General features: G+C 56.8%; 20 protein-coding genes. 19 read left to right on the forward strand and 1 reads right to left on the reverse strand.

Annotated features, from left to right (window positions below; genetic code table 11):
• Positions 1 to 44 precede the first annotated feature (44 nt).
• The 15 genes from acuI to AC2FLP_RS05945 all read left to right on the forward strand — a co-directional run bounded on the left by acuI (position 45) and on the right by AC2FLP_RS05945 (position 13,622).
• Positions 45 to 1,040, forward strand: coding sequence for an acryloyl-CoA reductase (acuI, locus tag AC2FLP_RS05875; RefSeq protein ID WP_496682129.1), 996 nt, complete (start codon positions 45 to 47; stop codon positions 1,038 to 1,040).
• 182 nt (positions 1,041 to 1,222) lie between these two features.
• On the forward strand, positions 1,223 to 1,786 hold the full coding sequence (gene frr / locus AC2FLP_RS05880) for a ribosome recycling factor (protein ID WP_117869017.1): 564 nt from the start codon (positions 1,223 to 1,225) through the stop codon (positions 1,784 to 1,786).
• A gap of 9 nt (positions 1,787 to 1,795) precedes the next feature.
• Positions 1,796 to 2,527, forward strand: coding sequence for an undecaprenyl pyrophosphate synthase (gene uppS / locus AC2FLP_RS05885; RefSeq protein ID WP_117869016.1), 732 nt, complete (start codon positions 1,796 to 1,798; stop codon positions 2,525 to 2,527).
• Entirely contained in the window at positions 2,524 to 3,306 is a 783-nt protein-coding gene (locus AC2FLP_RS05890; protein ID WP_496673078.1) for a phosphatidate cytidylyltransferase, read from the forward strand. Before uppS ends, AC2FLP_RS05890 begins: the two co-directional genes overlap by 4 nt.
• Positions 3,306 to 4,478, forward strand: coding sequence for a 1-deoxy-D-xylulose-5-phosphate reductoisomerase (dxr, locus tag AC2FLP_RS05895; RefSeq protein WP_496682132.1), 1,173 nt, complete (start codon positions 3,306 to 3,308; stop codon positions 4,476 to 4,478). Before AC2FLP_RS05890 ends, dxr begins: the two co-directional genes overlap by 1 nt.
• A gap of 4 nt (positions 4,479 to 4,482) precedes the next feature.
• Positions 4,483 to 5,835, forward strand: coding sequence for an RIP metalloprotease RseP (gene rseP / locus AC2FLP_RS05900; protein ID WP_496682135.1), 1,353 nt, complete (start codon positions 4,483 to 4,485; stop codon positions 5,833 to 5,835).
• 78 nt (positions 5,836 to 5,913) lie between these two features.
• Positions 5,914 to 6,042, forward strand: coding sequence for a hypothetical protein (locus AC2FLP_RS05905; protein WP_256369664.1), 129 nt, complete (start codon positions 5,914 to 5,916; stop codon positions 6,040 to 6,042).
• A gap of 235 nt (positions 6,043 to 6,277) precedes the next feature.
• Positions 6,278 to 8,530, forward strand: a complete 2,253-nt coding sequence (bamA, locus tag AC2FLP_RS05910) for an outer membrane protein assembly factor BamA (protein ID WP_496673085.1) — start codon at positions 6,278 to 6,280, stop codon at positions 8,528 to 8,530.
• A gap of 63 nt (positions 8,531 to 8,593) precedes the next feature.
• Positions 8,594 to 9,115: an OmpH/Skp family outer membrane protein gene (locus AC2FLP_RS05915; protein WP_496682139.1), complete on the forward strand. Its 522-nt coding sequence runs from the start codon at positions 8,594 to 8,596 to the stop codon at positions 9,113 to 9,115.
• A gap of 72 nt (positions 9,116 to 9,187) precedes the next feature.
• Positions 9,188 to 9,661, forward strand: a complete 474-nt coding sequence (gene fabZ / locus AC2FLP_RS05920; RefSeq protein WP_117869011.1) for a 3-hydroxyacyl-ACP dehydratase FabZ — start codon at positions 9,188 to 9,190, stop codon at positions 9,659 to 9,661.
• A complete protein-coding gene (gene lpxA / locus AC2FLP_RS05925) occupies positions 9,658 to 10,443 on the forward strand; it encodes an acyl-ACP--UDP-N-acetylglucosamine O-acyltransferase (RefSeq protein WP_299896936.1) in 786 nt (261 codons plus the stop codon). The genes fabZ and lpxA overlap by 4 nt, the downstream gene beginning before the upstream one ends.
• Before the next feature lie 4 nt (positions 10,444 to 10,447).
• Complete coding sequence (locus AC2FLP_RS05930) at positions 10,448 to 11,242, forward strand: LpxI family protein (RefSeq protein ID WP_299896939.1); 795 nt, start codon at positions 10,448 to 10,450, stop codon at positions 11,240 to 11,242.
• Complete coding sequence (gene lpxB / locus AC2FLP_RS05935) at positions 11,242 to 12,408, forward strand: lipid-A-disaccharide synthase (protein ID WP_496682142.1); 1,167 nt, start codon at positions 11,242 to 11,244, stop codon at positions 12,406 to 12,408. The genes AC2FLP_RS05930 and lpxB overlap by 1 nt, the downstream gene beginning before the upstream one ends.
• A complete protein-coding gene (locus tag AC2FLP_RS05940) occupies positions 12,401 to 12,976 on the forward strand; it encodes a hypothetical protein (protein WP_496673100.1) in 576 nt (191 codons plus the stop codon). Before lpxB ends, AC2FLP_RS05940 begins: the two co-directional genes overlap by 8 nt.
• Positions 12,977 to 13,076: 100 nt before the next feature.
• Positions 13,077 to 13,622, forward strand: a complete 546-nt coding sequence (locus AC2FLP_RS05945) for a carboxymuconolactone decarboxylase family protein (protein WP_299896947.1) — start codon at positions 13,077 to 13,079, stop codon at positions 13,620 to 13,622.
• Here the strand turns inward: AC2FLP_RS05945 and mnmA are convergent.
• Positions 13,619 to 14,764, reverse strand: a complete 1,146-nt coding sequence (gene mnmA / locus AC2FLP_RS05950; protein WP_117869005.1) for a tRNA 2-thiouridine(34) synthase MnmA — start codon at positions 14,762 to 14,764, stop codon at positions 13,619 to 13,621. The two genes, AC2FLP_RS05945 and mnmA, sit on opposite strands and share 4 nt — an antisense overlap.
• 128 nt (positions 14,765 to 14,892) lie before the next feature.
• Here mnmA and sciP point away from each other — a divergent pair, with 128 nt between their 5' ends.
• The 4 genes from sciP (at position 14,893) to recG (ending at position 20,452) form a co-directional block, all read left to right on the forward strand.
• Positions 14,893 to 15,186 carry a CtrA inhibitor SciP gene (gene sciP / locus AC2FLP_RS05955; RefSeq protein WP_496682145.1) on the forward strand — a complete coding sequence of 98 codons (294 nt, stop codon included), beginning with the start codon at positions 14,893 to 14,895 and terminating at the stop codon, positions 15,184 to 15,186.
• 86 nt (positions 15,187 to 15,272) lie between these two features.
• Positions 15,273 to 15,989 carry a response regulator transcription factor CtrA gene (ctrA, locus tag AC2FLP_RS05960; protein WP_117869003.1) on the forward strand — a complete coding sequence of 239 codons (717 nt, stop codon included), beginning with the start codon at positions 15,273 to 15,275 and terminating at the stop codon, positions 15,987 to 15,989.
• A gap of 123 nt (positions 15,990 to 16,112) precedes the next feature.
• Positions 16,113 to 18,365: an NAD-dependent DNA ligase LigA gene (gene ligA / locus AC2FLP_RS05965; protein WP_299896953.1), complete on the forward strand. Its 2,253-nt coding sequence runs from the start codon at positions 16,113 to 16,115 to the stop codon at positions 18,363 to 18,365.
• Positions 18,362 to 20,452 (forward strand): ATP-dependent DNA helicase RecG, encoded by a 2,091-nt coding sequence (gene recG / locus AC2FLP_RS05970; protein WP_496682147.1) that lies wholly within the window; start codon positions 18,362 to 18,364, stop codon positions 20,450 to 20,452. Before ligA ends, recG begins: the two co-directional genes overlap by 4 nt.
• Positions 20,453 to 20,494 lie beyond the last annotated feature (42 nt).

The raw sequence follows: 20,494 nt of genomic DNA on the forward strand, positions 1-20,494 counted from the left end.
GGTGAAGAATTGGGCTGGTCGCTGAAACACGAAAGGAATGACAGATGTTCAATGCTCTTGTAATGGACAAGGATGAAGAAAGCGGACTTGCCACCGGCTCGCTCAAACAGTTGTCAGTGGATGATCTGCCGCATGGTGAAGTCACGGTCGCCGTTGAATATTCCACAGTGAACTACAAGGATGGCCTGTGCCTGTCTCCGAAAGGGGGCGGGCTGGTGCGGGCCTATCCACATGTCCCCGGTATTGATTACGCGGGTACGGTCGAAGCTTCATCGGATGATCGCTACAAGCCCGGTGACAAGGTTGTTCTGACCGGATGGCGCGTGGGCGAGGCTCACTGGGGCGGTTATTCGCAAAAAGCCAACGCGCGGGCCGACTGGCTGGTGCCGCTGCCCGAAGGGCTGACCACGCGGCAGGCCATGGCCGTGGGCACCGCCGGGTTCACTGCGATGCTGGCGGTCATGGCGCTGGAGGATCATGGGCTTACCCCGGATCGGGGGCCGGTATTGGTGACCGGGGCCGCGGGTGGCGTCGGTTCGGTGGCCACAGCCATTCTGGGCAAGCTGGGCTATGAGGTCGCTGCGGTAACCGGGCGCCCCGAAACCGGTGATTATCTGAAATCCCTGGGCGCGACGACAATTGTTCCGCGAGAAGAATTGAATGAGACGACCAAACGCCCTCTGGAAAGCGAATCCTGGGCTGGCTGCATTGACGCTGTGGGCGGCGCCATGCTGGCGCGTGTTCTGGGCCAGATGAAATACGGATGCTCCGTCGCCGCCGTTGGTTTGGCAGGGGGGGCTGCTTTGCCTGCGACGGTGATTCCATTCCTACTGCGCGGCGTGAACCTTTTGGGGATCGACAGCGTGATGCAGCCCTATGACAACAGGGTGCGTGCGTGGAAACGGATCGCCACGGATCTGCCGATGGACAAGCTGGAGGCGATGGTTCAACCGGCCTGTCTGTCCGATCTGCCGCAACTGGGGGCCGACATTCTGAAAGGACAGGTCAAGGGGCGCGTCGTGGTTGATATTAATGCCTGAGGCTGAGCTTTGAACTCAACCTGGCCGGAGAAACTCGGCCAGGTTCGGGAAGACGACGTTTGTCCAAATTGGTCGCAACACCTCTGGCCATTGATAAATTTCCCGATCATGATTGCTATACATCCCAATGGCGATGGCGTAAGACCCATCCAAAGAGTACCTGAAGACGGGGAGTGAGCAGAATGTCTGACGACTTCGAACTGGACACCGATGATCTGCAGCGCCGCATGGATGGCGCAATGGCCAATCTGAGAACCGAATTTGCATCATTGAGAACAGGACGCGCTTCGGCCTCGATGCTGGAACCTGTCATGGTTGACGCTTATGGCTCGATGACGCCAATCAACCAGGTGGGCACCGTGAACGTGCCCGAACCGCGTATGGTCACTGTAAATGTCTGGGATAAGTCACTGGTCGGTAAGGTGGAAAAGGCCATTCGCGAAAGCGGCCTTGGTATCAATCCGCAGTTGAACGGCACCATTATAATGCTGCCGATACCTGAGCTGAACGAGGAACGCCGCCGCGAACTGAGCAAGGTCGCCGGTCAATATGCGGAAAGCGCACGTGTCGCGATCCGCAATGTGCGTCGCGACGGCATGGATCAGATCAAGAAAGCCAAAGCGGACGGGATGTCGGAAGATGACCAGAAGCTGTGGGAGGGCGAAGTTCAGGAAATGACGGATGAGATGATCAAAGCCGTGGATGCAGCACTGGAAACCAAGCAAGCAGAAATCATGCAGGTCTGAGCCCGACTGATGCCAAAAGACCCGCAAACCGACCTGGAGTCCGGCCCGCGCCATGTGGCCATCATTATGGATGGCAATGGCCGCTGGGCACAGGCGCGCGGTCGTCCCAGGCTGTTCGGTCACCATGCCGGTGCGCGGCGCGTGCGCGAGGTTGTCGAGGCCTGTCCAAGTTTGGGAATCAAGTATCTGACGGTGTTCGCTTTTTCGACCGAGAACTGGAAGCGGACACAGGTCGAAGTGGCGGGCCTGATGAACCTGTTCCGCCGCTATATCATCAAGGAAACCCGGACACTTGCGGATAATGGCATCCGGGTTCGGTTTATCGGAGACCGCGTCCGGTTGGATTCGAAACTGATCGAGTTGATGGACTCTCTGGAAGAAGAAACCCAGAACAACGATCTTGTTCATTTGACAGTCGCACTGAATTACGGTGGGCGCGACGAAGTCGCGCGCGCCACCAAACGCCTGGCGCGGGATGTGGCTGAGGGGCGGTTAAAGCCCGATGAGGTCGATGAAGAAACCCTGCCTAAGTATTTGGATACGCGCGTTCTTCCCGACCCGGACCTTGTGATCCGAACCAGCGGCGAAGCACGAATTTCGAATTTTCTTCTGTGGCAGTCCGCCTACTCCGAATATGAATTCATCGATACCCTCTGGCCGGACTTCTCTGCCGCTGAACTAGCCCGTCTGTGCCAGAATTACGGCTCAAGAGACCGGCGGTTCGGAGCGGTTCTGGCATGAGTGAAGGCCGATGGTCTGACCTGACGACACGGGTCCTTTCTGCTGCTGTTCTGGTCGTAATCGGATCAATCGAAGTCTGGCTTGGCGGTTGGTGGTTCGAAACCTTCATCGCCGCAGCCTGTGGGCTGATGACCTGGGAATTGGTTCGGATGATTGACCCACAGGCCCGGGGCGTGGCTGTGCAATTGGGGATTCTGACAAGCGCGGCGGTTGTCCTCAGCTATCATCTGCCCCCGATCTACACTTTGCCGATCTTGCTTGCGCCTGCGCTTGTGGGTGTCGGGCAGGTCAGTCGTTCCAGGGTTCTGTTTGGGCTGTGTGTCGTCTGGATAGTTGGGGCCGGGCTCGGCTTCATTTCGATCCGGGAAAACTCCGGGTTTGGCTGGATGGTTTGGCTGATCGCGGTCGTGGTCGCCACGGATGTTGCTGGCTATTTTGTTGGCAAGGCGGTTGGCGGGCCGAAGTTCTGGCCAAGGGTAAGCCCAAAAAAGACATGGTCGGGAACGGCTGGTGGATGGGCCGCCGCCGCGTGCGTCGGTGTCGTGTTCGCAAGCCAGGCGGGGTTCGGATTCGGTTTTGTCGTTGTTTCCGTTTTGGCCTCAATGGCCAGTCAGGCTGGTGATATTATCGAAAGCGCGGTCAAACGTAAGTTCGGCGTCAAAGACAGTTCGAACCTGATACCGGGTCATGGCGGCTTTCTGGATCGGTTTGATGGCATGATGGGCGCCGCGCTGTTTGTTCTGATCGCAGGGCTGATCTATTCGCCGGGTGAAATGTAATGCGAAAGGTGTCTGTTTTCGGGGCCACCGGGTCGATCGGGCAGAATACGATCGATCTGATTTCGCGCGCGCCGTCCGAGTATGACGTTGTGGCTTTGACGGGGGGCGCCAATATTCAAAAACTTGCGGATGATGCGCGTCGGCTCGGCGCTGATATTGCCGTCACCGCTCATGAAAACCGGCTTGACGACCTGCGTTCAGCCTTGGCCGGCAGTGACGTTGAGGCGGCTGCGGGCCCCGGCGCTATTGTCGAGGCTGCTGCACGCCCGGCGGATTGGACTATGTCGGCCATTGTCGGCTCGGCAGGGTTGGCGCCCGGTATAGAAGCTTTGAAACAGGGTTCGACACTTGCACTGGCCAACAAAGAGACGCTGGTCTGCGCCGGGTCATTGGTTCTGGAAACGGCCAAACAGCATGGCGCGCGATTGCTGCCGGTAGACAGCGAGCATTCGGCTGTGTTTCAGGCTTTGGTTGGCGAGGAAATCGAAGCGGTTGAGCGCGTGATCATTACGGCCAGCGGCGGCGCGTTCCGTGATTGGCCCCTGAGTGATCTGGCCAACGCAACTGTTGAACAAGCCTCGAGCCATCCGAACTGGGATATGGGGCAGCGTATCACCATTGACAGCGCATCGATGTTCAATAAAGCACTGGAAGTCATAGAAACAAAAGAATACTTTGGCGTCGATCCGGATCAGATCGAAGTGCTGGTTCATCCGGAATCCATAGTGCATGCCTTGGTCGGCTATCGGGATGGCGCCGTTATGGCTCATATGGGATCACCAGATATGCGCCACGCCATTGGATACGCGCTGCATTGGCCTGAAAGACGGGACTTGCCGATACAGCGGCTTGACTTGGCAAAGTTGGGGAAACTGCGTTTCAATGAACCGGATTTAGCGCGTTATCCTGCCCTGAAACTCGCGCGGGACGTGATGGAGCGTGGCGGCCTTGCAGGCGCTGTTTTCAATGCCGCAAAGGAACGCGCGCTGGATCATTTTATCGCACGCCGGATTGGGTTTCTGGATATGGCTGACGCTGTTTCCGCAGTCCTGGACAGGTTCGACGCGTCAGACAGCCTTATTGATGCCCCGATGACCCTTGATAACGTACAGCAAACCGACCATGTGGCACGTCAGTGGGTCGATGACACTGTGGTGGAACGAGCAGGATAGAATTTTGGACGTACTTTCCCTAATCCCCCAATTTGGCAACCTTCTGTGGACGATAGTCGCGTTTGTCATCGCGTTGTCGGTCATCGTCGCGGTGCACGAATACGGACATTACATTGTTGGACGCTGGTCCGGTATCCATGCCGATGTCTTCTCGATCGGATTTGGGCCAGTTCTCTGGAGCCGTATCGACAAGCGGGGAACCAAGTGGCAGATCGCGTTGCTGCCGTTTGGGGGCTATGTAAAGTTCCTGGGCGATGCCAATGCTGCATCCGGCAAGGATGAAAAGGCGATGGAAGGCATCGCAACCCAGAGCCCGGAAGAGCTGCGCCGCACCATGCACGGTGCCCCTTTGTGGGCGCGTGCCGCCACGGTCGCGGCCGGGCCTGCCTTCAATTTTGCGATGTCCATTCTGGTGTTTGGCCTGATCTTCTGGTCACAAGGCGTATCAAAAGAGCCGCTGACAGTCGGATCGTTGCAACCCTTGCCGGGCACCGTGCAGGAGCTGAGAGAAGGTGACGTGATCACGGCCATCGCGGGCACTCCAACGCCAGATTATGATGAAGAGGGGGCCTGGCAGAACTTCATTGATGCGCTGCCTGTGGAACCGGTTCTGAACTATTCGGTGATCCGTGACGGTGAAACCCTGGATGTTCAGGCACCTTGGATGTTTCCGCCACTGATCCGTCAGGTGGCCCCTCGCAGCGCGGCCATGGATATCCAACTGAAACAAGGCGATGTCATCATGTCAGTGAATGGCGAGCCGATCTTTGCCTTCGACCAGCTGAAAGACTTTGTCGAAGGGTCCGACGGTCGGGTTTTGCTGCTGGAGGTCTGGCGGGACGGGTCCGTGCTGGAATTCGCATTGGCACCCAGACGCACGGATGAACCGCAACCGGATGGTGGTTTTGTAACGCATTGGCGGATTGGGATCATTGGGGGCATGATGCTGGAACCGGCGACTGAACCAGCAGGTATTCTGGCTTCACTGACGGGTGGTGTCAGACAAACGGGTCGTATTATCGAAGGATCGCTGTCGGGCATGTGGCACATGGTGACGGGTGCGATTAGTACCTGCAACATCTCGGGACCGATCGGAATTGCCGAAACCTCGGGTGCCATGGCCAGTCAAGGGGCCCAGAACTTCATCTTCTTTATCGCGGTTCTGTCTACAGCGGTCGGATTGTTGAACCTGTTTCCGATCCCGGCACTGGATGGCGGGCATCTTGTGTTCTACGCCTATGAGGCCATCGCCGGAAAGCCACCCAGTGACGGGGCCTTGCGGGTACTCATGGGGGTGGGGATCACTTTTATCCTCACGCTGATGCTGTTCTCAGTGAGCAACGACCTGTTCTGCTGATTGTGGCGCTCAGTGCAAAATTGAGCCGCATTATCGCCTTAATTGGACGGTATTCTCTTTGCGTCTGAGGGAAATGCCATGACCAAAACGCTGAGAAAATCGTATCAGAGCTTTAGCTTCCTGTTCGTATTGAATTGGGACGTTCTGCTGAGCTTTGCGGTTACAGCTTTGGCGATGGCAGGTGCCGCCTATCTGGCGGCTATGTGATTCTTACTGAAACCGACGTCATTAAATTGCTTTGCAGTCTGAACGGCGGCTTTGATTTCGCCTTTTGACAAGCTCATTCAATCCCGTTACTCAGCATTAAAGTCTTAAATTCTGGGTAGAGCATAAAATGACTGACAGGCGAGGGGCGGGCACATCCTGCGGGCAGCAAGTGCCAACAAACAATATTTTGTGGCAGGCGCTAGCGGTTCTTTTCCTTTTTGTTGCAGCGAGCTTAATGACTTTTCCGCATGCAGCACTGGCGCAAAACTATACGATCAATTCGTTTGACGTTCAGGGCAATCGCCGGATTGAAACCGGTACGATCATCGCCCGAACGGGAATCGAACCAGGCCAGAGTGTAACCTCAGGGCAACTCAATGATGCCTATCAGCGTTTGCTTGACAGTGGTGTATTTGAGACAGTCGAACTGACGCCGCGCGGCTCTACGCTGGTCATCGAAGTTCAGGAATACCCGACAATCAACCAGATCAGCATCGAGGGTAACGCCCGTGTCAAAGACGACGTGCTGCTGGACGTTATCGAATCCCAGCCGCGTCGTGTTTTTACCCCGCAGGTGGCTGAAGCTGACGCCGATATAATTGCTGAAGTGTATTCGGCTCAGGGCCGTGTCGCCGCGACCGTGATCCCTCGGATTATCCGCCGTAGTGACAACCGGGTTGATCTGGTCTTTGAGGTGGCAGAGGGCACCACCATTGAAGTGGAACGTGTCAGCTTTGTGGGCAACCGCGCATTTTCGGATCGGCGTTTGCGCCGTGTTCTGGAAACCAAGCAGGCGACATTTCTGCGGACTTTCTTCCGGAACGACACTTTTATCGGCGATCGCATCGAGTTCGATAAGCAGGTCATCCGGGATTTTTACCTGTCACGAGGCTATGTCGACTTCCGTGTGAACAGCGCCAACGTCGAGTTTACCAGCGAACGGGATGCGTTTTTCCTGGTGATGAATGTAACCGAAGGTCAGAAATTCTCATTCGGTAAAATCACGACCGTCAGCGAAATACCGGGCGTGGATCCAGCACCTTATCAGGACTCGCTGAAAATCAAGCCCGGCGTAACCTATACACCGTCGCTGGTTGAAAATTCCATTACACGCCAGGAACGTCTGGGTCTGAAACAAGGTGTGGATTTCCTGCGGGTGGAGCCGCGTGTCAAACGCAATGACCGTGACCTGACTCTGGATATCGAGTTTGTCCTGACAAAAGGCCCGCGTATCTTTGTTGAGCGGATCGATATAGAAGGCAACACAACCACCCTGGATCGCGTGATCCGTCGTCAGTTTGACACCGTCGAAGGTGACCCGTTCAATCCACGCGAAATCCGTCAGGCGGCTGAGCGTATCAATGCCCTGGGTTTCTTCGCTGTCGCGGAAGTCGAACCGCGCGAAGGATCGTCGCCCAGTCAGGTCATTCTGGATGTGGACGTTGAAGAACAACCCACAGGCTCGCTGAGCCTTGGAGGCAGCTACTCGGTTACGGACGGTTTCGGGATTGCAATCGGTCTGAACGAATCCAACTTCCTGGGCCGTGGCCAGAACCTCGGTGTCTCGATCTCTACCGCGCAGGACTCGGAGGAATACACAATCAACTTTACCGAGCCCTACCTGCTGGGCCGCAAGCTGCGATTTGATCTTGGTCTGGGTTTGTCAGGCACCAATTCCGGGTTTGCGAGTTACGACACAAGCAGTCTTTTCTTTGCACCGCAGCTGACCTACGCGATTGGTGAATTGTCGGCTCTGCGGGTCCGCTATGGCTGGGACCGCAGCGAGATGACGCAGCAGGACAACGAAACTAACGGTGCAGTGATTGCTTCTGAAATTGCGCAGGGCAAACGGACGTCCAGTTCTTTGGGTCTGTCCTACATTTACGACAGCCGTCTCGGCGGCCTGGACCCGAATTCCGGGGTTTTGTTCGAAGTTGGTGTTGATGCCGCTGGTCTTGGTGGGGACAACAAGTTCTTCAAGACCACGGCGCGCGGTATCGCGCAAACCCGTGTCTGGAATGAAGAGGTGGTACTTCGGGCTACGATGGAGCTGGGCGCCTTGCATTGGCGCGGCAACGATTTCAGCCGGACTGTGGACCGGTTTGTCCTTGGTCCCAACACCTTCCGTGGTTTCGAACCTGCGGGTATCGGACCACGTGACCTGTCCAACGGTCAGGATGACGCGATCGGAGGCAACTACTATTGGGTTGCCCGTTTCGAAACCGACTTCCCGCTGGGTCTGCCCGAGGAACTGGGTTTGCGGGGTGGCTTGTTCTATGATGTTGGCAACCTCTACAACATCGACAACGTGAACACGGCAGGTGCAACTATTGTCGGCGCAAATGGATCGATCCGCCACGTGATCGGCATTTCGGTTCTGTGGGAAACCCCGTTTGGACCGTTGCAGTTCAACTTCTCGCAGCCTCTGAAGAAAGAGTCTTTCGACAAGGAACAGAACTTTGATTTCACGATCCAAGCCCGGTTCTGATCCGCGATGCTGAACAGATTGCTTAGCAGAACACGGGGCCCGCTTTGGGCCCTGTGTGCATTTATGACGATGGTCTCGGTGCCTTTGGCAAATGCACAGCAGCTTGGTGTGCCGCAAGCCAGTGTGGTTACCCTGTCCAGTGAAGAGTTGTTTGCCAAGTCAGCCTTTGGGCAACGTGTTTTGCGCGAAATTGAAAAGGAAAGCGCCTTACTGGCCGAAGAAAACCAACGGATTGTCGCGGAACTGAGCCGCGAAGAAAAGGAACTCACCGAGCAACGCGCCTCCATGTCGGCCGACGAGTTCCGCCCCTTGGCCGAGGCGTTTGATCTTAAGGTTCAGTCCCATCGCGAAGGGCAAAGGGCAAAGCTGGACGTTCTGGCCCGTCGCAGTGAAGAAGCCCAACAAACATTTTTCGAGATTGTGCGCCCGGTGCTGGTCGATCTGTTGCGCGAAATTGGGGCCAGCGTGATGATTGAACGATCCAATGTCGTTGTCAGCACATCCGACATCACCGAGGCCGCAATCATCCGAATAGATGCGGTAATTGGTGATGGAAGCGATTTGCAAGAAGGGAAGGGCGAATAGGTTCGCTTGCCCTTGGGGTGGTGTATTGCTAACCACGCAAAAAAGAAACATCCAAAACGGGATTTCTGCATAATGAGCACTGAAACCAAAAGCGCAGACATTCAGCTGATCCAAAGGATCCTGCCGCACCGCTATCCGTTTTTGCTGGTTGATAAAGTGGTAGATATTTCGGGCTATCAGTCGGCACGTGGAATCAAGAATGTCACCATGAATGAACCGCATTTTCAGGGGCATTTCCCGGGTACGCCGATCATGCCGGGCGTCACGATTGTTGAGGCAATGGCACAGACCGCAGGCGTGATGCTGGGCGTGGGAATGGACGTCATTGATACCGAGCTGTTGATTTACTTCATGAGCATCGACAAGTGCAAATTCCGCCGCAAGGTTGTGCCCGGTGATGTGCTGGAAATGCATGTGGAAACCGTACGCGGGAAAAAAGGCGGTAAGCTGTTCAAGTTCAGCGGCCGTGCCACCGTCGAAGGGGACGTGGCCGCCGAGGCGGAATTCTCGGCCTATGTCGACTGGGATATGGAAAAAACAACATGAACGGAGTCCATCCCAGCGCAATTATCGAAGACGGTGCGCAGATTGGACAGGATTGCATCATCGGTCCATTCTGCCATGTGGGCGCACAGGTGAAACTGGCGGATCGGGTCGAGTTGAAATCGCACGTGGTCGTGACGGGTGACACCTCGATTGGCGAAGATACCGTTGTGTTCAATTTCTCGGTGATTGGTGAGATCCCTCAGGATCTGAAATTCAGTGGCGAAAACACCCGTCTTGAGATTGGCAAACGCAACCGCATTCGCGAGCATGTGACAATCAATACCGGAACCGAAGGTGGCGGAGGTGTCACGCGGATCGGCGACGACTGCCTGTTTATGGCGGGTGTTCACGTAGCCCATGACGTTCAGATCGGCAACCGTGTGATCATGGTCAACCATTCAGGTGCGGCGGGGCACTGTATCGTCGAAGACGACGTGATTATCGGCGGCATTTCGGGGCTGCATCAATGGGTGCGTGTTGGACGCGGGGCCATTATTGGCGCGCTGACCATGGTGCCCAAGGATGTTATTCCTTATGGCCTGGTACAGGCGTCGAGGGGTGAACTGGATGGCTTGAACCTCGTCGGTCTCAAGCGCAAGGGTGTATCACGCGAAGATATCTCGGCGCTGCGCGCGGCCTTCAAGGAACTATCTGACGGCGAAGGTACCTTTATGGATCGTGCCAGCCGGATCGGTGAAGGTAACGAAAGCGACTATGTGCAGCAGATCGTTGATTTCGTCACCGGCCATAGTGATCGGTCCTTCCTGACCCCGAGAAAGTAGGATCATGCTTGCGTTGATTGCGGGAACCGGGGCGCTGCCCACCGAAGTTGTTGCCCAGTTGGCAGAACGTCCCCTGATCTGCGCGATGGAGGGGTTTCTGCCGGACACCCTGAGCGCGGATGTCGTGTTTCCTCTGGAACAGTTGGGCAGCTTCATCGCCGACCTGAAGGCGCGGGGCGTGACTGATATCTGTCTGGCCGGCGCTGTTCGGCGCCCGCCAATCGACCCCTCTCGCATCGATGCCGCGACACTGCCGCTGGTTCCGATCATCCAAAAGGCCATCCTGTCCGGGGATGACGGAGCTTTGCGCGCCATGATCGGAATTCTTGAGGGGGCCGGTCTCAACCTCAGGGCCGCGCATGAAATCGCGCCCGGTTTGTTGCCGCCGGTGGGGTGCCTGACCGAAGCGCATCCCTCGGACGCCGACATGGCCGACGCTGACCGTGCAGCGGGTATTCTTCGGGCAATGGGGGCGGCGGATACGGGGCAGGCCTGCGCCATATCCAAAGGGCAGGCGCTGGCTATCGAGGGGATATTCGGCACTGCGTGGATGCTGCAATCCCTGACGCAACGCCCCGACGCAGGCGGGGGCATTCTTTTCAAAGGTCCCAAACCCGATCAGGATCGGCGCGCTGATTTGCCCGCCATAGGACCGGATACCGTCACCGATACGGTTGCGGCAGGATTGTCCGGGATCGTATTGGAAAAAGGCGGTGTACTCGTTCTGGAAAAAGATCGTGTCATCGCTGAATGCAATCGCCTGGGTCTGTTCCTGTACATCCGCGAGCGGGCGGTCTGATGCGTGTCTTTCTGGTCGCAGGTGAACCTTCGGGTGACCGGCTGGGCGGAGCGCTGATGGAGGGGTTGAAAACCCTGGTGCCTGATGTTGAATTCGACGGGGTCGGCGGCCCGTTGATGCAAGCGCAAGGTCTGAGCAGCCGGTTTCCCATGTCCGAGCTTTCGGTCATGGGGCTTGTTGAAGTTCTGCCGAAGTTTTTCCACCTGAAACGGCGTATCTCCGAGACAGCACAGGCGGTTCTGGACACGAAACCGGATGTATTGATCACAATAGACAGCCCTGATTTCAGCTTGCGCGTCGCGAAGATCGTCAAAGCCAACAGCAAAATCCGAACCGTCCATTATGTTGCCCCCAGCGTCTGGGCCTGGCGACCCGGGCGCGCTGACAAGATGGCAAAGGTCATCGACCATGTGCTGGCGCTTCTTCCTTTCGAACCTCCATACATGGAACAGGCAGGGATGGACTGCGACTTTGTCGGTCATCCTGTGGCCAGCGAGCCGATTGCCACACCAGACGAGATCGCGGCCTTTCGGAACCGCTTCGATCTGGCCGACGCGCCAATCCTCCTGGCTTTGCCCGGTTCGCGGCGGGGTGAGATCGAACGTCTGGCAGAGTCTTTCGGCGGCGCATTGCGGTTGTTCATCGATGACCACCCGAATTACCACGTGGTGATCCCGACGGTAGGTTCGACAACCGATCTGATAAATGAATTGGTGCGAGAATGGCCCGGCGCCCCCGTGGTGCTGGACCCTCGCAATGTAGGCGCAGAGCAAGCCACAGCCGACAAACGTGCAGCCTTTGGTGTCGCAGATCTTGCACTTGCTGCATCGGGAACGGTTTCGCTGGAACTTGCGGCGCAGAATACGCCGATGGTCATTGCGTACAAACTCAACTGGCTGACGCAGAAGGTGGCGGAACGGATGGTCAAACTGGACACCGTTACTCTGGTCAATCTGGTCTCGGACACGCGCGCCGTGCCGGAATGCCTGCTGGATAATTGTCAACCTGAAAGGATCGCCGAAGCCTTGCGTGAGGTGGCCGGCGCACCCGACGCGCAACAGCACGCCATGAACCTGACCATGGATCGGTTGGGGCGAGGGGGAGAAGCACCTGGTTTGCGCGCGGCGCGGGCTGTTCTGAACAGAATGCAGTCAGAAAATGCTTGATCACGCGCTGTTCGCCGTTTCGGCCGGGATCGCAGTGATTTCCACCAATCTTGACAATCTGGCCGTCTTGTTGGGCTTGATCCTGGTGATGGAACAGCGCCGCGCGCTCGTGGGCTTTGCGGTCGCTCAGACAATTGTACTTTCCCTGGCCATGACCGTGGCTGTGGGCCTGAACCAAAGCGGTCTTCCGTTTTGGATCGGCTACCTTGGCCTCGTCCCATTGGTGTTTGGCTTGCGCGGTATCTGGCGGCAATTTCGCAACGCGGAAACTGAAAACACAGAGTCAAAAGGGGCCGTGACCTCAGTGGTGACGCTGTTTCTGAGCCTCTCGATAGACAGTTTCGCGGTTATGACCCCTCTGCTGGCGGACTCGGCGCCTTCTTATCGTGTTGTTGCGTTGGTTGGCGCTGTCACTGCGGCCGCGGGTCTGGTCGTAGTAGCGGCATGGGGGGCACCCTACGCCAAAAGCCTTGGACCTCGCGTTGCCCGTTTGGATCGGATCGCTCCATATATCATGGTCTGCGTCGGGCTCTATATTCTCTTCAACTCTCCCACCGACATGCTGTGACCGCACCGAGAGAGCACTTTGTCTCGCACACGTGATCTCTATTCGGCTGTTGCAGTGATGCAGGTCCGAGGTATCGTCACCCGAAAAAGGAGCTTTCGACATGACCCGCATTCCCCCTTTGTCGGATCAGGAAATGACAGTCGACGCGCGCGCGTCCCACGCAGCATTGGGCGCGTATGGTCCGTTTGACAACTGGGCCCGCGTTGCGGCGTATTGCCCTCCGGTTCTGAACCATGTCACGGGAATGCTGACAACCCTGCGAGAGCAGGAGAACCTGCCGCGCCGTGCGTTGGAGCTGGCTATGGTGACGGTTTCGAAACTGAATGCCTGCGATTATTGCGTCTCGCATCACACACCGCTGCTGACGGTGGCGGGTCTCAGCCCCGAAGGTGCGGCGCGTCTGCCAGACGTCGCAGATCATCCGGAACTCGATGCCTGTGACAAGGCGGTCGTTCGCTATGCCGAAGCCGTGACGATCCGGTCGGGCCGTATGCGGGACGCTGAAGTGGCGGATCTGAGGGAATGGTTCACGGATGCTCAGATCGTCGAGCTGACCTGGCGCATCGCCTTGTGCGGTGCGTTCAATCGGTTCAACGATGCATTGCAGATTCAGATCGAATCCGAGGTCAAACCGGTTTCAGCTTAATACCCACGCCAGATCCAGCCGCCGCCGAATACGCGGCTGTCTTCACTTGCGTAAAACACACAGGCCTGCCCTGGCGAGATGCCTTCCTCGGGGGTCAGCAGTTCGACCTCGGCCGTTGTGTCCGACAGCGGCCGAAGGATTGCCTCGCGCGGCGGGCGGGTCGAACGGACTTTGACGGATAGATGCCATTCATCGCGTGACGTGAAGGGTTCGTCGCCCAGCCAGTTGATCTCACGCACCGGAACGACGCGCGTTGCCAGCATCTCTTTCGGGCCCACTACGACCTGCTTTTTGTCAACGTCCAGTTTGACGACGTAAAGCGGCTCGCTGAGGCCGCCGATGCCAAGACCGCGACGTTGCCCGATCGTATAGTGGATTACACCGTTGTGCTGCGCCAGAACACGGCCATCCGCGTGAACGATCTCGCCGGGTTCCGCGGCTCCGGGGCGTAATTTTTCGATGACGCTGGCATAGTTGCCATCGGGCACGAAGCAAATATCCTGACTGTCAGGCTTGTCTGCTACAGACAGCCCATATTGTGCAGCCATTTCACGGGTTGCATCTTTTGACGGCAGGTGGCCCAGCGGGAAGCGCAGGAAGTTCAGTTGCTCCGGCGTGGTCGAGAACAGGAAATAGGACTGATCGCGATTGGCGTCTTCGGCGCTATGCAGTTCCGGACCGTTGGCGCCCATCTTGCGCTGAATGTAGTGGCCGGTGGCCATGCAGTCTGCCTCAAGATCCTTGGCGGTTTCCAGAAGATCCTTGAATTTCACCCGCTCGTTGCAGCGGATGCAGGGAACTGGCGTTGCACCTGCTAAATAACTGTCGGCGAACTCGTCGATCACGGCATCCTTGAAGATGTTCTCGTAATCCAGAACGTAATGTGGAAATCCACGCTCTTCCGCCACGCGGCGCGCATCATGAATATCGATTCCTGCGCAACAGGCACCTTTCTTGGCCAAAGCCGCGCCGTGGTCATAAAGCTGCAACGTCACACCGACCACATCATAGCCCTGATCGGCCAGATAGGCCGCGACAACGGAACTGTCGACGCCCCCCGACATCGCCACAACGACCCGCGTCTCCGAGGGCGGCTTGGCAAAGCCAAGCGAGTTCAGAGGGGTCTCGGTATCGAGGGCCATTGCAGTTTCCAGTCCGGATTAAGAAAGACCGGCAGAATATAAGAAAATTCTACACACTCTCAAGGGGCGGTTTCACGCGACCTTAAGTAGGCTGGTGTCAGCTTTGGTGCAGCAAGAAGGGTAAAGCGATGTATTTGCACAAAGTTGAAGGGCCAAGGTCTGTTGCTCTGCCGGATGGATCTATTTTGACGCATGCCGATCTGCCGCCCGCAAACACAAGGCGATGGGTGGCGTCACGCAAGATTCTTGTCGTGCGTGGAGTACTTTACGGTTTGATCAGCCTGTCGGAAGCAAAAAGGAAATACGGCATCAGCGACGAAGAGTTCAACGGTTGGGTGTCGTTGGTCGCAGAGCACGGCGTTGAGGCATTGAAAGCGACGGCGCTAAAAAAGTATCGACAACCTAAAGGCGAGCGTGAATAAATAATTCAACGGTAACGTCAGATTAACCATTCTTGGTCAGGTTTAATTTTAATTGGAATTATTGACCCGAATTGGAGCAGTGAAAAATGCGCATACTTCTTGTCGAGGATGATCCGACCACGTCCAAAAGCATCGAACTGATGCTGACGCATGCGAACCTGAACGTCTACGCGACGGATCTTGGCGAAGAAGGAATCGATCTGGCGAAACTCTATGATTACGACCTGATCTTGCTGGATCTGAACCTGCCGGACATGAACGGGCATGAGGTTCTGCGCCAGTTGCGGATCGCCAGGGTGGAAACGCCGATTCTGATTCTGTCCGGTGCTGATGATACTGAAAGCAAGATCAAAGGCTTTGGATTTGGTGCGGATGATTATCTGACCAAACCCTTCCATCGCGAAGAACTTGTGGCGCGCATTCATGCCATTATCCGCCGTTCCAAAGGGCATTCGCAATCGATCATTCACACAGGGCGTGTAGCAGTGAATCTTGATGCCAAAACCGTCGAAGTGGATGGTAAGACTGTGCATTTGACCGGCAAGGAATACCAGATGCTCGAGTTGCTCAGCCTGCGTAAGGGGACGACTCTGACGAAGGAAATGTTTCTGAATCACCTCTATGGCGGCATGGATGAACCCGAACTGAAAATCATTGACGTATTCATCTGCAAGCTGCGCAAAAAGCTAAGCAATGCAACCGGAGGAGAGAACTACATCGAAACCGTTTGGGGCCGCGGTTATGTGCTGCGAGATCCGCAAAACAACTCGCTGGACGAAACACGGATGGCAGTCGGTCTCTGATTTGAAACACCAGTGCCGCCGGTGGTCCAGGGCGGCACATTGCACTCACGGCTCAGCACGTCTGGACCTGGCCATGGCCTCGCCCTATCACTGAGGTCCAAGTACGCGTGACAGGGCGAGGCCATGAGCAACTTAACTTCCATATCCGAGCTGACAGAAGATGAGGCACGTGCCGAGCTTGCACGTCTGGCCGAACTGTTGTCGAAAGCAAATACGCTGTATCACACGGCTGACGCGCCTGACATGTCGGATGCAGAGTATGATGCTCTCAAGCGTCGCAATGCTGAAATAGAAGCGCGCTTCCCCTATCTCAAGCGTTCCGACAGCCCGACGGATCAAGTGGGTGCAAAGCCTGCTGACGGTTTTTCGAAGGTGACGCACGCCGTGCGCATGATGTCGCTGGGCAATGCTTTCGATGATGAGGACGTGGCAGATTTCGACAGATCGATCCGGAAATATCTGGGCCTTGGCTTCGGGGAAAGCCTTGCCTACACAGCCGAACCTAAGATTGATGGCCTGTCCCTGTCATTGCGTTACGAAAAAGGACAGCTTGTTCAGGCTGCGACGCGTGGAGATGGTGAAGTCGGTGAAAATGTAACGGCCAATGCCCGCACGGTCTCCGATATCCCGCAGCACCTGCAAAACGCACCCGAGGTTCTGGAAGTCAGGGGTGAGGTTTACATGTCTCATGCGGATTTCGAGGCGTTGAACGCGCGGCAAGCAGAGCGCGGTGGCAAACCCTTTGCCAATCCGCGCAACGCGGCGGCGGGGTCTTTGCGACAACTGGATTCGGAAATCACGCGCTCGCGCCCGTTGCGTTTTTTCGCTTATGCCTGGGGAGAGGTTTCGGAACCATTGGCCGACTCGCAGATGGGGGCGATCGAGCGGCTTAAATCACTTGGGTTTTCGACGAATCCGCTGACCCGTCTGTGTGCAACGACGCACGAGATATTGGAGCATTATCGCAATATCGAAGCCCAACGTTCCACCTTGGGCTATGACATTGATGGGGTTGTCTACAAGGTGAATGATCTGTCGCTTCAGGCGCGTTTGGGGTTTCGCTCAACCACACCACGATGGGCGATTGCACACAAGTTTCCAGCCGAACTGGCCTGGACACGGTTGGAGGCGATCGACATTCAGGTCGGTCGCACAGGCGCGCTTAGCCCGGTCGCACGGTTGCATCCAGTGACGGTGGGCGGTGTTGTTGTTTCCAACGCCACTTTGCACAACGAAGACTATATCGCGGGACGCGATGCCACGGGCGGCACGATCCGCGATGGCAAGGATATTCGTGTCGGTGACTGGGTTCAGGTTTATCGCGCCGGGGACGTGATTCCGAAGCTGTCTGATGTTGATTTGTCCAAGCGTCCACCTGGTTCGCAAACCTTTGCCTTTCCAACGCGCTGTCCGGAATGTCATAGCGAGGCGATCCGCGAAGAAGGCGACGCAGTCCGCCGCTGCACCGGTGGCTTGATTTGCCCCGCGCAGGCCGTTGAGAAACTGAAGCATTTCGTCTCGCGCAAAGCGTTTGATATTGAAGGCCTTGGCGCGAAACAGATCGAGATGTTCTATGATGATCCGATCCTTCCGATTAAAACTCCGACGGATATCTTTACATTGGAACAGCGTGACAAGGGCAATTTGGCTCGGCTGAAGAACCGGGATGGGTGGGGGGAAACCTCAGCCAGAAATCTGTTCGCTTCGATCGACGAAAAGCGAACCATTCCGTTTGCGCGCCTGTTGTTTGCTTTGGGTATCCGACATGTGGGTGAAGTCGGAGCGCGTGATCTGGCGCTGTATTACCGCGATTGGGAGACCCTGACACAAGCCCTGGACGCCGCGCACCCGGCAGCTCTGGCGCAACGGCAAGCAGATGAGGCGGAAGATACCGAACGGGCGGCCGCGCTGGCAGAAGGTCGTCGGGCGCGGGTCAAGGAAGCGCGGGATGCGGCAATCACCGCCGCGTGTGTTCCGCCGGATGCCAATGCCGCCTGGGCGGAATTGATCGGAATCGATGGGATTGGTGCAACACTTGGTCTGTCTCTGTCCGATGCGTTTTCGAACGTGGAAGAAAGACGCGCCTTCGATACATTGCGCAAGGAATTGACAATAATCGCACCTGATGCACCGGCATCAGACAGCCCAGTGGCAGGCAAGACGGTTGTGTTCACCGGGACGTTGGAAAAGATGACGCGCGCCGAAGCCAAGGCGCGGGCCGAGGCGTTGGGTGCGAAGGTGTCAGGTTCCGTCAGCAAGAAAACCGATATTCTGGTCGCCGGTCCCGGTGCGGGTTCGAAAGCCAAGAAAGCGGCAGAGCTGGGTATCGAAACCCTGGATGAGGATGGCTGGTTGCAGCTGATCGAAGGCGCATGAGCGGGAGGCCGGAGCAGCTGTTCCCGCTGTTTGCGGAGCTGGAAACACTCGACGGCGTTGGCCCCAAAACCGCGCAAGCCCTGGAACAGGCCGGTATTGAGAGCCCACGCGACGTTCTGTTCGGCCTGCCCTATGCCGTTGTCGATCGACGCCGGCGAGAGACGATTCAGGGCGTCGATCTGCCTTCCACGTTGACCGTCGAAGTGACGGTCGGTCCACACAGGCCGCCTCGAAACAAGGGTGGGGCATACCGCATTCATGTCGAAGACAGTCAGTCGGATTTTCAGTTGGTTTTCTTTCACGCGCGCGGGGACTATCTGAAGAAAGTGCTGCCTCAGGGTTCGCGCCGTGTGGTTTCGGGCAAGCTGGAGCTGTTTGATGGCATGGCTCAGATGGTGCATCCGGATCATATGTTGCCCGTCGAGCAAGCCAGTGAGATCCCAGAGTTCGAACCGGTTTACCATCTGACACAGGGGCTGACCCAGAAGACGGCGTTTAAGGCCAGCCGCAGTGCTCTGGCGCGGGCGCCGGAGCTGGCGGAATGGATCGACCCTGCGCAGATGGCACAGCAAAACTGGCCGGATTGGATCTCTGCAATTCGTGCTGGTCACAATCCTCAAGGGGCTGATGATGTCTCACCGTTTGCGCCCGCACGTCAGCGTCTGGCCTATGACGAGTTGTTCGCGCATCAGATGACGCTGGCTCTGGCGCGTCAGCGAGATCGGAAATCCCGTGGTGTCGTCAGCGTAGGGACAGGCGCGTTGCAATCCAAGGTTTTGGCCAGTCTTCCTTATCGTCCGACCAGCGCGCAAAGCCGCGCGATCGAGGAAATCGCGGCTGATATGGCATCGGACGCCCGCATGAACCGATTGTTGCAGGGTGACGTGGGGGCCGGCAAGACGTTGGTGGCTTTCATGGCCCTTCTGATTGCAGTCGAGGCCGGAGGGCAGGGCGTGATGATGGCCCCGACCGAGATCCTCGCGCGCCAGCATCTTGAAGGGTTACGCCCGCTGGCAGAAGAAGCCGGATTGGTTCTGGAACTGCTCACCGGGCGAGACAAGGGCGCAGAGCGGCGCGCCAAGCTTGAGGCTTTGAAAAATGGCAACATTCAAATTCTGGTCGGCACCCATGCCGTGTTTCAGAGTGATGTTGAATTCAATGCGCTGCGATTGGCTATCGTTGACGAACAGCACCGGTTTGGTGTGCGCCAGAGGATGGAATTGTCGGAAAAAGGGCAGGGTGCGGACGTATTGGTGATGACTGCCACACCTATTCCACGCAGTCTGGCGCTGGCCCAATATGGCGACATGGACGTCTCTGTGCTGGACGAAAAGCCGCCGGGGCGCAAACCTATCAAGACAGCGATTGTCAGCACGGAGCGCATGGATGAGGTCGTATCCCATCTGCGTCGCGCGATTGAAGAGGGGCGGCAGTGCTATTGGGTCTGCCCCTTGGTCGATGAATCCGAGGTTTCGGATCTGACGGCTGCTGAAGAACGATTCAAGCGCTTGCGTGCTATATTGGGCGAAGGTGTGGTCGGGCTGGTTCATGGGCAGATGCCGGCGGCCGAAAAAGACGCTGCAATGTCTGCATTCCAGAATGGGGCCACCAAGGTTCTTGTGGCCACGACCGTCATTGAAGTGGGGGTCAACGTGCCCAATGCCACGATCATGGTCATTGAACGGGCCGAGATCTTTGGTCTGGCCCAACTACATCAACTGCGCGGTCGCGTGGGGCGTGGTGACGCGGAATCGACATGTCTGCTGATGTACCAACCGCCGCTCAGCGAGGGGGCACGTAAGCGATTGGAGGTTCTGCGTGAGACTGAAGACGGATTTCGTATCTCTGAAACCGATCTGGAAATGCGTGGTGCGGGGGATCTGATCGGAACCGCACAGTCCGGTCTGCCCAAGTTCCGCATTGCTGATCTTGAGCGTCAGGCCGGATTGATGGCTGTAGCCCAATCCGATGCCCGGGCGTTGCTGAATGCGGACCCCGAGCTGACCTCAGACCGGGGCCGCGCGGCGCGTATGCTTTTGTGGCTGATGAAGCAGGATCAGGCGATCCGTTTGATTTCAGTAGGTTAGGCGAAAAGTTCCAAAAAGTTCACAAATGTTCTCAAAAAGTTC

Source organism: Ruegeria sp. CDSA141 (genome assembly GCF_059612005.1).

Coding starts and splice junctions, on each gene's coding strand:
- acuI (WP_496682129.1), top strand. CDS start 45: ATGTTCAATGCTCTTGTAATGGACAAGGATGAAGAAAGCGGACTTGCC.
- frr (WP_117869017.1), top strand. CDS start 1,223: ATGTCTGACGACTTCGAACTGGACACCGATGATCTGCAGCGCCGCATG.
- uppS (WP_117869016.1), top strand. CDS start 1,796: ATGCCAAAAGACCCGCAAACCGACCTGGAGTCCGGCCCGCGCCATGTG.
- AC2FLP_RS05890 (WP_496673078.1), top strand. CDS start 2,524: ATGAGTGAAGGCCGATGGTCTGACCTGACGACACGGGTCCTTTCTGCT.
- dxr (WP_496682132.1), top strand. CDS start 3,306: ATGCGAAAGGTGTCTGTTTTCGGGGCCACCGGGTCGATCGGGCAGAAT.
- AC2FLP_RS05905 (WP_256369664.1), top strand. CDS start 5,914: ATGACCAAAACGCTGAGAAAATCGTATCAGAGCTTTAGCTTCCTGTTC.
- bamA (WP_496673085.1), top strand. CDS start 6,278: ATGACTTTTCCGCATGCAGCACTGGCGCAAAACTATACGATCAATTCG.
- AC2FLP_RS05915 (WP_496682139.1), top strand. CDS start 8,594: ATGACGATGGTCTCGGTGCCTTTGGCAAATGCACAGCAGCTTGGTGTG.
- fabZ (WP_117869011.1), top strand. CDS start 9,188: ATGAGCACTGAAACCAAAAGCGCAGACATTCAGCTGATCCAAAGGATC.
- lpxA (WP_299896936.1), top strand. CDS start 9,658: ATGAACGGAGTCCATCCCAGCGCAATTATCGAAGACGGTGCGCAGATT.
- AC2FLP_RS05930 (WP_299896939.1), top strand. CDS start 10,448: ATGCTTGCGTTGATTGCGGGAACCGGGGCGCTGCCCACCGAAGTTGTT.
- lpxB (WP_496682142.1), top strand. CDS start 11,242: ATGCGTGTCTTTCTGGTCGCAGGTGAACCTTCGGGTGACCGGCTGGGC.
- AC2FLP_RS05940 (WP_496673100.1), top strand. CDS start 12,401: ATGCTTGATCACGCGCTGTTCGCCGTTTCGGCCGGGATCGCAGTGATT.
- AC2FLP_RS05945 (WP_299896947.1), top strand. CDS start 13,077: ATGACCCGCATTCCCCCTTTGTCGGATCAGGAAATGACAGTCGACGCG.
- mnmA (WP_117869005.1), bottom strand. CDS start 14,764: ATGGCCCTCGATACCGAGACCCCTCTGAACTCGCTTGGCTTTGCCAAG.
- sciP (WP_496682145.1), top strand. CDS start 14,893: ATGTATTTGCACAAAGTTGAAGGGCCAAGGTCTGTTGCTCTGCCGGAT.
- ctrA (WP_117869003.1), top strand. CDS start 15,273: ATGCGCATACTTCTTGTCGAGGATGATCCGACCACGTCCAAAAGCATC.
- ligA (WP_299896953.1), top strand. CDS start 16,113: ATGAGCAACTTAACTTCCATATCCGAGCTGACAGAAGATGAGGCACGT.
- recG (WP_496682147.1), top strand. CDS start 18,362: ATGAGCGGGAGGCCGGAGCAGCTGTTCCCGCTGTTTGCGGAGCTGGAA.